The organism is Olsenella massiliensis, from assembly GCF_001457795.1.
GTDB classification, from domain to species: Bacteria; Actinomycetota; Coriobacteriia; order Coriobacteriales; family Atopobiaceae; genus Olsenella_F; species Olsenella_F massiliensis.
Window position 1 is genome coordinate 888109 of record NZ_LN898211.1, and the last position, 15219, is coordinate 903327.

At 67.3% G+C, this 15219-nt stretch carries 11 protein-coding genes; 9 read left to right on the forward strand and 2 right to left on the reverse strand.

All coding sequences use genetic code 11. From position 1 onward, the window contains the following. The first annotated feature begins 199 nt into the window (after nt 1-199). The 3 genes from rfbA to BN3001_RS08040 all read left to right on the forward strand — a co-directional run bounded on the left by rfbA (nt 200) and on the right by BN3001_RS08040 (nt 3668). Nucleotides 200-1111 carry a glucose-1-phosphate thymidylyltransferase RfbA gene (gene rfbA / locus BN3001_RS08030; RefSeq protein ID WP_058271218.1) on the forward strand — a complete coding sequence of 304 codons (912 nt, stop codon included), beginning with the start codon at nt 200-202 and terminating at the stop codon, nt 1109-1111. Nucleotides 1112-1113: 2 nt separating this feature from the next. Continuing rightward, the gene (rfbB, locus tag BN3001_RS08035; protein ID WP_058271219.1) at nt 1114-2133 is read left to right on the forward strand and encodes a dTDP-glucose 4,6-dehydratase; all 1020 of its coding nucleotides are present in this window, start codon (nt 1114-1116) and stop codon (nt 2131-2133) included. Between the two features lie 65 nt (nt 2134-2198). Then, nucleotides 2199-3668: a sugar nucleotide-binding protein gene (locus BN3001_RS08040; RefSeq protein ID WP_058271301.1), complete on the forward strand. Its 1470-nt coding sequence runs from the start codon at nt 2199-2201 to the stop codon at nt 3666-3668. A gap of 29 nt (nt 3669-3697) precedes the next feature. Here the strand turns inward: BN3001_RS08040 and BN3001_RS08045 are convergent, their stop codons facing one another. Then, nucleotides 3698-6634: an RICIN domain-containing protein gene (locus BN3001_RS08045; RefSeq protein WP_058271220.1), complete on the reverse strand. Its 2937-nt coding sequence runs from the start codon at nt 6632-6634 to the stop codon at nt 3698-3700. A gap of 214 nt (nt 6635-6848) precedes the next feature. On the opposite strand from BN3001_RS08045, the gene tyrS reads away from it, so the two are divergent. Then, nucleotides 6849-8066 carry a tyrosine--tRNA ligase gene (gene tyrS, locus BN3001_RS08050; protein ID WP_058271221.1) on the forward strand — a complete coding sequence of 406 codons (1218 nt, stop codon included), beginning with the start codon at nt 6849-6851 and terminating at the stop codon, nt 8064-8066. Nucleotides 8067-8109: 43 nt separating this feature from the next. Here the strand turns inward: tyrS and BN3001_RS08055 are convergent, their stop codons facing one another. Next, nucleotides 8110-9777 carry a hypothetical protein gene (locus BN3001_RS08055; RefSeq protein ID WP_082630070.1) on the reverse strand — a complete coding sequence of 556 codons (1668 nt, stop codon included), beginning with the start codon at nt 9775-9777 and terminating at the stop codon, nt 8110-8112. 119 nt (nt 9778-9896) lie between these two features. Here BN3001_RS08055 and BN3001_RS08060 point away from each other — a divergent pair, with 119 nt between their 5' ends. From BN3001_RS08060 to BN3001_RS08610, 5 genes are all read left to right on the forward strand, one after another. After that, nucleotides 9897-11045, forward strand: coding sequence for an acyltransferase family protein (locus BN3001_RS08060; protein WP_058271223.1), 1149 nt, complete (start codon nt 9897-9899; stop codon nt 11043-11045). Nucleotides 11046-11139: 94 nt separating this feature from the next. After that, nucleotides 11140-12294 carry a glycosyltransferase gene (locus tag BN3001_RS08065; protein WP_082630072.1) on the forward strand — a complete coding sequence of 385 codons (1155 nt, stop codon included), beginning with the start codon at nt 11140-11142 and terminating at the stop codon, nt 12292-12294. After that, a complete protein-coding gene (locus BN3001_RS08070) occupies nt 12291-13349 on the forward strand; it encodes a glycosyltransferase family 2 protein (RefSeq protein WP_058271225.1) in 1059 nt (352 codons plus the stop codon). Before BN3001_RS08065 ends, BN3001_RS08070 begins: the two co-directional genes overlap by 4 nt. A gap of 103 nt (nt 13350-13452) precedes the next feature. Next, nucleotides 13453-14541 carry a peptidase U32 family protein gene (locus BN3001_RS08605; RefSeq protein WP_235815085.1) on the forward strand — a complete coding sequence of 363 codons (1089 nt, stop codon included), beginning with the start codon at nt 13453-13455 and terminating at the stop codon, nt 14539-14541. Beyond that, nucleotides 14531-15219 (forward strand): DUF3656 domain-containing protein (locus BN3001_RS08610; protein WP_235815086.1); only part of this gene is annotated, 689 nt, incomplete at its 3' end. The genes BN3001_RS08605 and BN3001_RS08610, both read left to right, overlap by 11 nt.

Consider the following 15219-nt stretch of genomic DNA (forward strand, 5'->3'; position numbering starts at 1 on the left):
TGGCAGGGGCGTGCGGCGCCCGCCGCGCGGCGGGTGGGGCGCGTCGCCTTGGGAATGTGCGACGCGGGCTCTGCGCTGGGCGGCAAAGGCCCGCCGAGCGTGATTGTGGCGACCGCGCGCCGGCCGATTCAGGTACCCTTACAGGGTGTGGCTGACATGGTGGAGCTATGTAGGCGAGCATGCGGCAGGGGGGCATCACATGAAGGGCATCATTCTGGCGGGCGGCTCGGGGACGCGCCTCTATCCCCTCACCACGGTCACGTCCAAGCAGCTGCTGCCCGTCTATGACAAGCCCATGGTCTACTACCCCCTCTCCACGCTCATGCTTGCGGGCATCCGGGACATCCTGATCATCAGCACGCCCCAGGACCTCCCCAACTTCCAGCGCCTGCTGGGCGACGGGTCCGACTTTGGCATCACGCTCTCGTACGCTGAGCAGCCCACTCCCAACGGTCTCGCCCAGGCCTTCGTTATCGGCGCTCCGTTCGTGGGCGGTGAGGCCTGCGCCCTCGTGCTGGGGGACAACATCTTCTACGGCAACGGGCTCACGGGCAGGCTCAGGCACGCCGTCGCCTCCGCGCGCGAGGGGCGCGCCACCGTGTTTGGCTACCGCGTGGACGACCCCGAGCGCTTCGGCGTCGTCGAGTTTGACGCCGACTACAACGCAATCTCCATCGAGGAGAAGCCGGCCCGCCCCAAGAGCAGCTACGCCGTGACCGGCCTCTACTTCTATGACGAGCGGGTGTGCGAGCTGGCGTCGAGGGTCACGCCCTCGGCGCGCGGCGAGTACGAGATCACGGACCTCAACCGCCTGTACCTCGAGGACGGCAGCCTTGACGTCGTGACGCTGGGGCGTGGCTTCGCCTGGCTTGACACGGGCACGATGGAGTCGCTGTTCGAGGCCTCCCAGTTCGTGCGGACGGTCCAGACGGCCCAGGACCTGCCCGTCTCGGTGCCCGAGGAGGTCGCCTACGACAACGGGTGGGTCACGCGGGAGAAGCTCCTCGAGTGCGCGAGGCGCTATGGTAAGAGCAACTACGGCAGTCATCTGCTTCAGGTGGCCGAGGGCAGGATCGCCCCCGACCGCTTCGCCGACCTGGATGGGGAGTGAATATGGCCGAGCCCTTCGTGCCCACGAACATCATCGTGACGGGAGGTTGCGGGTTCATCGGGAGCAACTTCGTCCACCATGTGGCGCGGGCGCATCCCGACGTGCACGTGACCGTCCTCGACAAGCTCACCTACGCTGGCAACCCCGCCAACCTCGCGGGCCTGCCCCCCGAGCGCGTCGAGCTCGTGGTGGGCGACATCTGTGACGAGGGGCTCCTCGAGCGCCTGGCGCCGGGCCATGACGCCATCGTCCACTTTGCCGCGGAGTCCCATAACGACAACTCGATCGAGGACCCCGACCCCTTCGTCCGCACCAACGTCGAGGGCACCTACCGCCTCCTCGAGGTCTGTCGCAGGTATGACCTGCGCTTTCATCACGTGTCAACCGACGAGGTCTACGGCGACCTCGCCCTGGACGAGCCGCGACGCTTCAGGCCCGACGACCCCTACAGGCCCTCGAGTCCCTACAGCTCGACGAAGGCGAGCTCCGACCTGCTCGTGCGCGCCTGGCACCGCACGTACGGCGTGCGCGCCACCATCTCTAACTGCTCCAACAACTACGGGCCCTACCAGCACGTCGAGAAGTTCATTCCCCGGCAGGTCACCAACGTCCTCTGCGGCGTCCGTCCCAAGCTGTACGGCGACGGCAAGAACGTGCGCGACTGGATTCATACCGAGGACCACTCCCGCGCCGTCTGGGACATCCTCACGCGCGGCCGGCTCGGCGAGACCTACCTCATCGGCGCGGACGGCGAGAGAAGCAACCGTGACGTCCTCGCGGCCATCCTGGAGCGCATGGGGCAGCCCGCCGACGCCTTTGACTGGGTGCGCGACCGGCCCGGGCACGACCGCCGCTACGCCATCGACCCCACCAAACTCAGGGAGGAGCTGGGCTGGCGGCCCCTGCACACCGACTTTGCCGAGGGGCTCGACCAGACCATCTCCTGGTATCGCGAGAACGAGCCCTGGTGGCGTCCCGTCAAGGAGAAGACGGAGGCCCGCTACGCCGTCCAGGGCCAGTGACGGGCAGGGACCCTGCCGGCGACGTGACGACGCGCCGGAGTCGTCTCGACCAGAGGAAGGCAAGCATGGAGTATGAGAAGAGCCTCAGGCTCGTCGAGACGGGCATCGAGGGCCTCAAGATCGTCGAGCTCGCGGTCCATGGGGACAACCGCGGCTGGTTCAAGGAGAACTGGCAGCGTCAGAAGATGGTCGAGTTGGGCGTGCCCGACCGTCGCTGGGTTCAGAACAACATCTCGTATAACGAGCGACGCGGAGCCACCCGCGGCATCCACGGGGAGCCGTGGGACAAGTTCGTGAGCGTCGCCACGGGCTCCATCTTTGGCGCCTGGGTCGACCTGCGCGAGGGCAGCCGGACCTACGGCACGGTCTTCACCACGACCATCGACGCGAGCAGGGCCGTCTACGTGCCCCGGGGCGTCATAAACTCCTACCAGGCGCTCGAGGACGGCACGACCTACGTCTACCTCGTGGACGCCCATTGGTCCGCTGCGCTCAAGGCAAGCTACACCTTCGTGAACCTGGCCGACCCCGACCTCGCCATCGCCTGGCCCATCCCCCTGGACGAATGTGAGCTCTCCGAGGCGGACCGGCACCACCCCCTCCTGAGGGACGTGCGACCCATGGCGCCCAAGAGGACGCTCGTCGTCGGCGCGGACGGTCAGCTGGGGCGCGCCCTGCGCGCCCTCGTCGAGGAGCGGGGCCGCGCAGGTGACTTCGAGTTCTGGGGCCGCGACGAGTTTGACCTCACGGATCCCCACGCCCCGGACGCGCTTGACGGCAGCCGCTACGGCGCGCTCGTCAACTGCGCCGCCTACACCAACGTGGACGGCGCCGAGACCGCCGAGGGGCGTCGCGCCTGCTGGGCGGCAAACGCCGTGGGCCCCGCCCGCCTCGCGCGGGCGTGTGCCGACGCGGGGATCACCCTCGTGCACGTGAGCAGCGACTACGTGTTCGACGGCACCGTCGCCGAGCACGACGAGGACGAGACCCCCACGCCCCTCTCGGTCTACGGCCAGGCCAAGGCGGCGGGCGACCTGGCGGTCCGGGTCTGCCCCTCGCACTATCTTTTGCGCACGAGCTGGGTCGTCGGACAGGGGCGCAACTTCGTGAGGACCATGGCCCGCCTCTCCGACAGGGTCGCGGACCCTCATGACGACCTGACGCAGGTGCGGGTCGTGAACGACCAGCTGGGCCGGCCCACCTTCGCGCGTCAGCTGGCACGGGGCATCCTGCACCTTCTGGAGACCTCCGCGCCCTTCGGCTGCTATGACCTTACCGGCTCGGGGGAGCCGACGAGCTGGCACGAGCTCGCCCGGCGCGTGTTTGACCTGCGCAACGGCAACGGGTCGCCGGAGGTGGTGGTGGGCGTCTCGACCGACGAGTACTCCCGGGGCTCCAAGGGCCCCGTGGCGCCGCGCCCCAGAAGCTCCGTCCTCTCGCTGCGCAAGCTGGCGTCTGCGGGCTTCGTCCCCGACGCCTGGGAGGACGAGCTCGAGCGCTACGTGAAGGCCCTGCCCCGTCCCCTTGCGGGGTAGGGGCAGGACGCGCGCGGCCTGCGGGCGCGTCAGGAGCGCGAGGCGAGCTCGTTCCAGGCCTCCTCGTCGCCGTAGAAGACGTCCAGGTCCAAAGGCGACCCCCACCCGCTGAGGTAGCCCGTCGACGTGTACTGGAACATCGTCGGGGCGTCCCAGGCACCATAGCCTTTGCCGTCGGTCCAGGGGTCGGGGTTATACCCATGCTGGGGGGCCATGTTCGCGTATTGGGCGACCCAAAGGCCGTAGCCGCTGCTGGCCACCGAGCTCCAGTCGTATTCGCGCGTGACGCTCTTGCTCGTGTAGATGAGGGGCCGCACCCCGGTGAGCTCGTACACCTTGTCGAGGAAGGCCTTGGCGTAGGCGGGGCCTCGGCTGAGGTTCTGCTCGCCCGTGATGTCGTTGTTCTCCCAGTCAAGCACGAGGATCGCCCTTCCCACGTAGTCGCGGACGGTGTCCACAAAGTGAGTCGCCTCCGCGATCGCGCCGGCGCCCGTGCTCACGAAGTGATAGAAGCCAAGGAGCTTGCCAAGGGAGAGGGCCTGGTCTGCCATGGTCTTCCACGTGGGGTTGACGTAGCGGGCGCCCTGCGTCGCCTTCACCATCACGAAGTCGCAGGGGACCTTGGACAGGTCGATGCCCGCCTGGTAGCTTGCGATGTCGATGCCGTTGAGCCTGCCTTGGGAGCTCACCCTCACGGGCACGAGGAAGAATCCCTCATGAACGTCACCTGCGCTCTGGGCCGTGGTGAAGAGCGCGGCGTTTGCCCCCCTTGCGTTCGCGCCGCTCGTGATGACAAGCCCCGTCGCCGCGTTCGTCAGGCGCAGGGCGTTGATGTCGTTGCCAAACGAGACGGTCCACAGCGAGGAGGCCGCGTCCCTGGAGGTGACCTGCCTCACGTACTCGTCGCCGGGCGTGGACGAGAGGTACAGCCTTGAGTTTGCGTTCATGAGGCGGACGCGCCCGTTGCCGGCGTCCTCGACATAGAACATCTGGGCTGCCGTCCCGTTGGACGTGTAGAGCCAGACGTCCTGCCCGGCCGCGGTGCTCGCGCCTGGAACGTCCACGGACATCGTCCGAAACGCGGCGCTCGAGATGTGGTAGCTCCTGTTGGTCGCAAGCAGGCTCGTGGGGACAAACAGAAAGCGCTGTGCCGGCGTCCCGTTGCTCGCGAAGGTCTGGACCGTCGCCCCCGCGCTCGTCGAACCCCCCCGAATGTCCATGACGACGGAGGGGGAGAGCCTCGACTGCAGCATGATGCCGCCCGTCGTGAGCACGGGGAGCCACTGCTGCTCGTGGGCCCCCGTGTAGGCGGACTGGCCGATGACGTCGCCGCTCGCCCCGCCGGGGCTCGCCGTCAGGGCAAGACCCGTGGCCAGGTTCACAAGGTGCACGTACCCGTCGTGCCCGAGCACGAGCCGCCACTTGCGGTAGGGGTTGGCCGGCTTCCGGACGGACGTGGTGAGGGCGCCTTCGCCCGGTCCGCCGTGGCGGCCGACGGCAACGGCGATTCTCGTGTTTGCGGCACACACCAGCTCGTAGCTGTCGTCCTTGAGCCACGCGGTGGTCGCGCTCAGCGTCCAGCGCTGCGCGCGCGTGCCGTTCCAGCGGAAGGTCTGCACGTTGGCACACGAGCTCAGGGAGCCCGAGGCAATGTCGAGCGCCCTGCCGTCTATGGCCGAGAAGAACCCGAAGGTTCCGTCATCGAGCCTCCGGATGACCCAGCGCTGCGCCGCGCTGCCGTTGGACGCGTACTGCTGGACGTTGGTGCAGTCGCCCGAGCGCCCGCCCGCCACGTCCAGCACCTTGCCACTTTGGGCGTTTATGACGGTGTAGTAGCCCGTGGCAGCGTCATAGGACAGGCGAAACGCCTGGGCGAGGGTCCCGTTTGGGGCGTACTGCTGCACGTTTGCCCCGTCGGCCAGCGAGGCGGCGTTCACGTCGAGGGCATGTCCCGATCCGGAGTTGGCGACGACGTACACGCCGTCATCGATCGCCGCCTGCAGGCGCGAGAGGTAGAAGCTCTGGGCGGAGCTGCCGTTTCTGGCGTAGAGCTGGATGCGCGCGCCGCTTGCGGATGACGCCCCGGGGACGTCCAGCGCGAGGGACTCGTCAAGGCGCGAGAGGAACATGAAGTAGCCCGCGCGGGCGGCGTCCGGCACGATTCTCCACTGCTGGGCGTAACTTGCGTTTCCGCTGTACTGCTGAACGTGAGCGCCGCTCGTGGCGGCCGCCCAGCGCACGTCAAGGTACTTGCCCGTTCCGACGTTCATGATGGTGTAGTAGCCGTCGCTCCCGGCCGTGATTTTCCAGCGTTGCGCGGAGCTGTCGTTGGCGCTCCACACCTGGACGCGGGCGCCGTCGGCCGTCGAGCCGCCAGAGACGTCAAGCCTCAGCGACGAGGAGGTGCCGGCCGTTATCTCGTACAGTCCGTCGCGGACGCCCTGGGCCGGCGCCTTGGCGGCCGTTCCGGTCGCCTGATGGGGCGCACCGGCGCCTGACGCGAGGTTCTCGGACGCGGCGGCCTCGCCCAAGGCGTCGCCTGCGCCCGCCCCCTGAGCCACGTGGGCGGCCGGCGTCGCAGGATCCTGCTGATTTTCGGCGGCATCCCCCGAGGGCAGGGAGTCTGCCGCCGGCGCCTGGCCGGCGTTTGGCTCTCCCGCGTCAGGGGAGGCGGAATCGTCCGTTTTCTCTGGGGAGTCCACCGTCGAGGAGTCGCCCGCAGGGACGGGCGCCGTCGTAGCCGCATGCGCCGTGGCCGATGCCGCGGCTTCATTCGCGGTGGTGGAGCTCGTCATCGTGGCGCCCTCGGATGAGCATATGGTGCGAGAGACAGCCGCGTCCACGCCCTCCGCCATGGGGGCTCCCTCAAGCGCCAGGGCCTTCGTGGGGGTCATGAGAAACGGCAGGATGAAGGCCGCGACGGCGGCGCCCAGGACCTTTGCTGTGACGGGCGAGGAGGCATGCATGAGAGTCCCCTTGGGTCGTAGGTTTGACCTGTGATTTCCCTATGATTGCATATGTCACGCCAAAAGGGCACCCCTGGCCCCTCGCCACGGGGAATCGCCCCGGGGGCTCGATGCCGTGGGGGGCGCACCCGTCTCGTTGAGGTATCCTAGGAAGGCACGATTTGCCGCATCGTCCGCCCGCAGGGGCGGGACCGCATCCCTGGAGGTACACGCGTTGTTGTCAGTTGACGAGCAGCTCAAGGTCATCACGTCGGGCACCATGCAGATCGTCCCTGTGGACGAGCTGAGAAGAAAGCTCGAGGAGGGGCGGCCCCTCAACATCAAGCTCGGCGTGGATCCCACCTCGCCCGACCTGCACCTGGGCCATGCCGTCCCCCTGCGCAAGATGAGGCAGTTCCAGGACCTGGGTCACAAGGTCACGCTCATCATCGGCAACGGCACCGCGCTCATCGGCGACCCCTCGGGCCGCGACAGCACCCGACCCCCCCTCACGGAGGAGCAGGTGGAGGCAAACGCCCAGACCTACGTCGAGCAGGCCATGAAGGTGCTCGACCCCGATCGCACCACCATCGTCCACAACGGCGAGTGGCTCAAGCCCCTCGACCTCTCGCAGATGCTGGGCCTCATGAGTCAGTTCAACGTGGCGCGCATCCTCGAGCGCGAGGACTTCCACAAGCGCTACGAGGAGGGCCGCTCCATCGCCCTGCACGAGTTCATCTACCCGGTGCTGCAGGCCTACGACTCCGTGGTGATCGACGCGGACGTCGAGATGGGCGGCAACGACCAGATCTTCAACCTCCTCGCCGGCCGCGACCTCATGCGCTCGCGGGGCATGGAGCCCCAGGTGGCGCTCACGATGCCGCTTCTGGTGGGCACCGACGGCGTCAAGAAGATGTCCAAGAGCTACGGCAACTACGTGGGCCTCACGGACGCGCCCCAGGACATGTTCGGCAAGCTCATGAGCATCGCCGACGAGCTGGTGCCCATGTACTACCGCCTGTGCTCCACCGTCTCGCTCGACGAGATGGACGCCATCGACGCCGCGTTCGCGGACGGCAGCGCCGACCCGTACCGGCTCAAGCGGGCCCTCGCCGCCAACATCGTGGACCTGTACCACGGGGCGGGGGAGGGAAGGCGCGCCCTTGAGGCCTTTGACGCCACGTTCAAGAAGGGCGAGGTGCCTGACGACGTCCCCGAGTTTTCGGCGACGGTCGCCGCCGTCAACGACCAGGGGCAGGTGTACCTGGGCAAGCTCCTCGTGGACGTCGGCATCGCCGCGTCGGCGGGCGAGGCGCGCAGGCTCGTGGACGGCGGCGGCGTCAAGATCGACGGCGCCCCCGTCCCCGCCAAGGGCTATAACGTGAGCCCCGCGCTCCTGGGGCCGGGAACGGTGCTCCAGGCCGGCAAGCGCCGCTGGGCGCGGCTGGTGTAGCCTCGCTCCCTCCCCGCCCGCGCATCCCTCTTCCTCTGCCGTGTCAGATGCTCGGGAACCATCCCTGGAAGAGCTGGTAGAAGGCGGGATTGGAAAAGACGAGCTCCTCATAGCGTCCCAGCGAGAAGAAGTGCACGCATGCGATGGCGACCGTGAGCATGGTAAGGGCGTAGAGCAGCCATGACGCGATGGCATGCCGCGGGGCGTCCAACGCCTGCAGCCACACGATCGTGGACGCCATGAGCAGCGCCCAGGCGAAGTCCGCCACGTAGCGCATGGAGATGCTTGCCACCTGCGAGCTGATGACCATGAGCGGGAGGGCCACGAGGACGGCCACCACTACAATGCCTAGGAGGCCCTTTGACGCCAGGTTCCGGCGCATGCCCCTCAGCGCCAGGGCCAGCGGGGAGAGCACGACCGGCGCAAACCAGACGATGCCCCCGTAGTAGGGCTCGACGGGAAAGCTCCCCATGAGCGGCGTGAGGTCAAGTCGGGCGATGAAGGGAAAGGAACGGGTGACGTCGATGGGACAGAGAAGGTAGACGTAGAGGCTCTTGAGCGCGAGGTCCGCCCTAAATCCACGCGTGGCGGTCATGTCAAAGCCGGTCAGGTTGAACGAGGCGCCAAACTCGAGTGGAGAGCCAAAGCGGGCCTGGTTGTAGGCCATCGCCGCCGCGCCCACGGCGACGGCGGGCGCGATCATGCACAGCGTGTTGCCCACGCCGCGCCAGGAGAAGAAGCGCCGTGCGCGGATGTCCTGAAAAAAGATGGGAAAGGCCAGGAGCACCGCCAAAAAGAGCTGCGGACGGCACAGCAGCGTGCATGAGACCAGGAGGGAGCCCATGGCCAGGGCCCCCTTCCTGAGCCCTTCATCCTCCTGCGCCCCCAGCCAGCATCCCAGGCCCGCGAACACGCAGGCTAGGCCCATCAGCGAGGGAAGCGAGTAGAACAAGGGCAAAAACAGGTTCGTGCTTGCGCCGCACCCAAAGAGGATGCCCAGGTTCAGCACGAAGTAGGTCTGCAGGGTGGTGTCGGGAAACCTCCTCCTTACGAGTTGGGCCAAAAACCATGCGATCGCGCCGCACAGGAGCACCCCGCAGGCGGCAACCGCGACGTCGGTCCTGAGGTCGGCGCCGGTCAAGAGCTTGAAGGGGACGAAGAGGGCAAGCGCCGGCAGCGGGCCAAAGTAGCTGTAATAGCGTCCCTCAAAGAAGGCGTAGTCAAACAGCGACTTTTCTCCCGTCTGCATTCCCAGCTCAAGACGGCGCTGCGCGTCATAGGGGTTGTCCATCGTGCGGAGCCAGTCGGGCACCTCAAGGTCAAGGCTCACCGAGCCGTGCAGGAATGCGTCGGCAAGGTGGTCGTACTGGTTCTGGTCCTTGAGGAAGCTCTCCCGATAGTCATAGGGGCCCGCAAAATTGTGTGCCGGGAGCGTGATCTGGGTCAGACCTGCCGCAAGCGCCATCTCAATCGCCAGAAAGAGGGCGATGGCGCCTCGGCTCCGGCGGGTGGCGTCCCAGACGTGCAGACGGCTCAGATGCGTGGCGGGACAGAGCGCCACGAGCGCGTAGCCGGCGACGGCTATGAAGACGGTCCTTCCGACCGAGGGAAACAGGGCGTGCTGGAATAGGGCTGCCGCCAGGGGAAGGGCAAGCAGGACCACGCGCATCGCCGTCCTGCGTCCGTCCTTTCGTGTCATGTCAACGGGCATGTGTGATCTCCAAGGTGCTCAAGATGGTGAGTCAGGCTACCGGTTACCATATCCTAGATGTGCCCGAGTCCGTTGGGCGGCCTCTGACGCATAGGCAAGAACGTGAGAAGAGGATGTGCATGAACCCGAGAGTCCGCAACCTTCACGTGGAGCTTCTGAGAATCGTGGCGATGCTCTTCGTGTTTGCCTGCCACATGACCATTCACCTTGACTGGAACCTGCTGAGCGTTCCCGGGGCAGGCTTTGCGGTTGCCAATACTGTCGTCCAGTTTGGTCAGGTCGGCGTCTGCGTCTTCTTCATGATTTCTGGCTACTACCTGATGGGGAGGGGGCTCAGCGTCTCGCGCGTGCTCGGCGCGTGGGTCATGATGCTCGCATACTCCCTCGTGGTGCTCGGCTCCGTGCTTCTCTACCGCAGTTTCGTCGGGGGGGGGTTGTCCGCATTAGACCCGCTGCTGGAGGGCCAAGGCCTGCTGGTCACGACGCTCAAGGAGCTGGCTCCGTTCTCCATGGGGTCGTACTGGTTCATGACGACGTATCTCATCCTGCTCCTTCTCGCGCCCTTCCTGAATCATATCGTATGCGCGTGCGATCGCCGGTGCGTGGGCACCCTGATTGTGGGACTGCTGGTCGCGAGCGCCCTGAGCCTCCTGGGGACCAACACGGGCGTGCTGTCACCCCTGGGCAAGGGCATCACCTGCTATCTCATAGGCGCCTTCTTGCGGGCGCATCCCGATGCGTGGCGTGGCGTGAGACCCTCGCTGCGCGCGCTGGCCGGCTGCCTCGCGCTGACGCTCATGCTTGCCTTCAACTACCTGTGCCTGTCGGGCTCGCCGCTCGCCACCCTGTTCGGATGGGACCAATACTGGATCTATCACGACGGCGTGGCCCCCGCCTTCATCCTCATCGCGGCGCTGCTGCTCGTCGTCGCCTTGGACAAGGACGAGAGGGCGGGGAGTCTCTCGCGTCTGCCCGGCGCCCCGCGCGCCGTTCTCGCCGCCGCGGCCAGGTCCACGTTTGGCGTATATCTGCTGCACGAGAACTATCTGGGCTGGGTCGTGCTGTGGGGCGTCGTCAACCGCAGGGTGCCCGCCCCCTCTGGCGTCGCCCATACGGTGCTGCGCTTCGTCCCTTTGTGCCTAGGCCTGTTCTGCGCCTTGCTCCTGCTGGCGTGGCTGCTCGACACCCTCCTTGTGGGGCCGCTCGTGCGCAGGGCGCGCTCCTGGGGAGACCGCGTGTGGCCCGAGAGGCCTTGCCGGAGCGCGTGACGAGGGCCTTGGGCCGCGTGACATTCTGCTACCATCTGACGCATCATTCATCTGACAGGCGTGGGGCCCTGCCGCCCCCTTTGGAGGTCCTTGCGTGAGCAGTTCCGTTGACGCGCTGGTAAGCGTGCTGGTTCCCATCTATAACGTCGAGACGTACCTTGAGGAGTGCCTCAGCTCGCTCAGGGCGCAGACCTATCGCGCCATCGAGGTCATCTGCATCAACGACGGCTCCACGGACGGCTCGCGCGACATCATCCAGTCGTTCATGGACCAGGACGACCGCTTTCGCGTGATCGACAAGGCAAACAGCGGATACGGCGACTCGATGAACCAAGGCATGGACGCCGCCACGGGAACGTACATATCCATTCTCGAGTCAGACGACTTCCTGGAGCCCCAGGCCATAGAGTACATGGTCAAGCACGCCGAGAGGGACCGTCTTGACATGTTCAAGTGCGCCTTCTGGTTCTACTGGTCCGAGCCCAAGCCCGAGTACTCCTCGAGGCACGACATCTACTGCGAGCTGGCCACGCCTGACATGATCAGCCTGGGCGTCCACGTTGCCCGCAAGGTGCCCGGCGCGTTCTGGAAGAAGCCCTCCATCTGGTCCGCCCTGTACCGCACGGACTTCCTGCGCAAGAACGACATTCGCTTCCTTGCGACCCCGGGCGCCTCGTACCAGGACTCCAGCTTCACGTTCAAGGTCCTGGCCTGCGCAGAGCGCGTCAGGTACTCCGGCCGGGCCTTCCTGCACTATCGCCAGGACAACGAGCACTCGTCGGTCAACTCCAAGGGCAAGGTGTACTGCACCTGCGACGAGCACGCGGAGATGAGCCGCTTCCTCAGGGAGGACAGGCCCGACCTGCGCGGGGAGCTTGACCCCATCCGTGCCCACGTCAAGTTCCTCAACTACTCCTGGAACTACGACCGCCTTGCCGACGAGTTCAAGGACGAGTTCCTCGACAGGTTCGCGCGGGAGATGCGCGAGGAGGTCGACGCGGGCACCATCGCGCCCGGCGTCCTCGACGGCTCGTACCTCAAGGACCCCGATCTTGCCTGCTTCCAGTACTTCATGCCCTGGCAGGTGAGCGACCTCAGGGAGATCCTCGACAACAAGGCCCTCTTTGCCGCCAGGCGCAAGTCCAGGACGAGCGAGAGCAAGTGGGAGACCGTCAGGAACTTCTGGGCGGCGGGCGGCCCGGGGGCCGTCGCCACCCTCGTCAGGCTCAAGGCGATGGGAAAGCTATGACGGGAGACGTGCTCTCGGTCGTCGTGCCGGTCTACAACGTCTCCTCGTATCTTGACACCTGCCTTGGCTCCCTTGCCGCCCAGACCTACGACAACATCGAGATCCTCTGCGTCAATGACGGCTCCACTGACGACTCCCTTGACAAGCTCAGGGAGTGGGAGCGCAGGGACGCTCGCGTGAGGGTCGTCAGCAAGCCAAACGGGGGTCTTTCGTCCGCGCGCAACGCCGGCATCAGGTATGCGCGGGGCAGGTTCGTCTGCTTCCTGGACTCCGACGACACGTTCGTGCCCTCCGCCTGCGAGCAGATCGTCTCAACCCTTAGCGCCACCAATGCTGACGTGCTCACCTTTGGCGCCACGTACACGCCTCCGGAGGCGGGGAACCCTTGGCTGGACTTTGTCCTGAGCCCGAGGGACGTCACCTACGACGGCTTCTCGATGGACGTGCTCATGAAGGAGGCGTCACGACCGTTCTCCTGGCGAATGGCCTTTGCGAGGGACTTCCTCATTGACAACGACCTGCTTTTTGACGAGGACGTCCGTTTTGGCGAGGACCAGGTGTTCTGCTTTGCGGTGTACCCGCGGTCGCGTCGCACCGTCTTCCTCTCGCAGAAGCTCTACGAGTATCAGGCCTGGCGGGCGGGGTCCCTGATGGACCGCATGAACCAGGACCTGGGCGCAAAGATGAGCGAGCACGTCAACATCGCCCGGCACATCCTGGCCGACTGGCGGGGCATGGGCCTGCTTGAGGCCCATGCGCCTGAGATGATCTCGTGGGCCCTGGACTTCACGATGGTCGAGCTGTTCAAGGTTCCGCAGCGCGAGTTCCTGGCGGTGACCAACGAGCTGTCCGACGTCCTGCGGGAGTTCTTTGACGAGGACGTGGCGCAGCGCCTTGCGAACGACGCGGACAGGCGGCTGGCAACGTCGCTCCTTGCGGGTCGCAGCCGCTTCGTGCTGCCAAGGAAGCTGTCGGCCCGCACGCTCTACTACTTCCGCTATGCCAAGGACGACGTGCGCAGGTGGCTGACGACGAGCTGGTACCTGCGGGCCTAAGGCGCCTGGCGCTCGCCGCGCCGCCGCGTCCCGGCCGTCCCCACCTCCCGCCGCCGGCGCCCCGGCGCGCCCTCGACACCCACCGACCCTGGAGCATCCCCCCGTGACCCATCCAGATCCCTGCAACGTCCCCGAGCTCCTGGCCCCCGCCGGGAGCCCCGAGGCCTTCAACGCCGCGCTCGCCGCCGGCGCGGACGCCATCTACTGCGCCCTGGGCAGCGACTTCAACGCCCGACGCGGGGCGCGCAACTTCACCTACCAGACCTTCGAGGCCGCGTGTCGCGCCGCCCACCTGGCGGGGGCGCGGGTGTACGTGACCGTCAACGTGGTCATCCGCACCGAGGAGCTGCCCCGCGCCCTCGCGCTCGTGCGCACGGCCTGGCTTCTGGGGGCAGACGCCTTCATCGTCCAGGACTGGGGCCTCATGGCCGAGCTGCGCGAGCGCTATCCCCAGCTGGAGCTACACGTGTCGACCCAGGCCAACGTGCACGACGCCCGCGGCGTCGCGTGGTGTCGCGCCCTGGGCGTCTCGCGCGTCACGCTCTCGCGCGAGCTCTCGGTGGCCGAGATCGCCCGCATCGCCCGGGAGGGCGTGGAGCTTGAGGGCTTTGGGCACGGGGCGCTCTGCTTCTGCTACTCGGGCACGTGCCTCATGAGCTCGCTCGCGGGCGACCGCTCGGCCAACCGGGGGCTCTGCGCCCAGCCGTGCCGGCTTCCGTATGACCTGGTGGACGCACGGGGCCAGGTGGTCTCCGCGCCCGGCAGGAGGCTGCCGCTCTGCCCCAAGGACTACTGCACGATGGACGACCTGGGGCGTCTCGCCCGGGCCGGCTTGAGCTCCCTCAAGATAGAGGGACGCATGAAGTCCCCCGACTACGTGCATGCGGTCGCGTCCGCCTATCGCCTTCAGCTGGACGACCTCGCCGCGGGAAGGGAGCCTGACGAGGCGGCGCGCTCGGCGCGCCTCACCCGCCTGCGCAGGGCGTTCAACCGCGATTTTACGAACTCCTACCTGGACGGTCGCTCGGATGACGACATGATGAGCTACGAGAGGTCCAACAACCGGGGCGAGCTCGTGGGCAGCGTGACGGCATCGAGCGACCTGGGGTCGGGGAGGGTCCGGCGCGGGCGCCATCGTCGGCCGCGCGCGCCTGCGCTCCAAGACCTACGCGACCATAGACGTGCTCCTTGACGTCCCGGTGGGCAAGGGAGACCTCCTCGAGGCGCGGCCCCTCGCCGACCCCAGCCAATTTCTCACCACGCTGGCTCCCGCAGACGCGGCCGCGGGCGAGACCCTGCGCTGTGCGACGGCGCGCCCGATGCCGGCGGGCTCCCCCGTGCGCGTCATCCGCTCGCAGGCCGCGCTAGACGACGCCGCCCAGGTCGCGGGAGGGGAGCGACCGCCGCGACGGCAGGTCGCGGTGAGGGTCGTCGCACGCCGCGGCGAGCCCTTCTCGGTGGAGCTCTCCTGCGTGGACGGATCGGCGTCGGCATGCGCCGAGGGCTTTGTGGTGGAGGGCGCGCGCACCAGGGCCGTGACGCGGGAGGACCTCGTCGAGCACGTGGGCCGCATGGGGCAGAGTCCCTTCGCGCCCGCCTCCTTTGACGTGGAGCTCGACGAGGGCTGCGGCATGGGCTTCTCGGCGGTCCACGCGGTGAGGGCCGAGGCCTGCAGGCTCCTTGAGGAGCGGCTGCTCGCGCCCTCTGGCAGGGCGGCGTGCGAGCGCGGCCTGGCGCGCGTCCCCGACCTTGCCGACATCCATGCCCAGCTCACGTTCATGCGAGAGAGGGGAGGGGTGCCCACGCGCGATACCCGCCGCGGCGCCTCGGACGCGGAGGTATGCGCCCTCGTCCCCACGCCCGCCGTCGC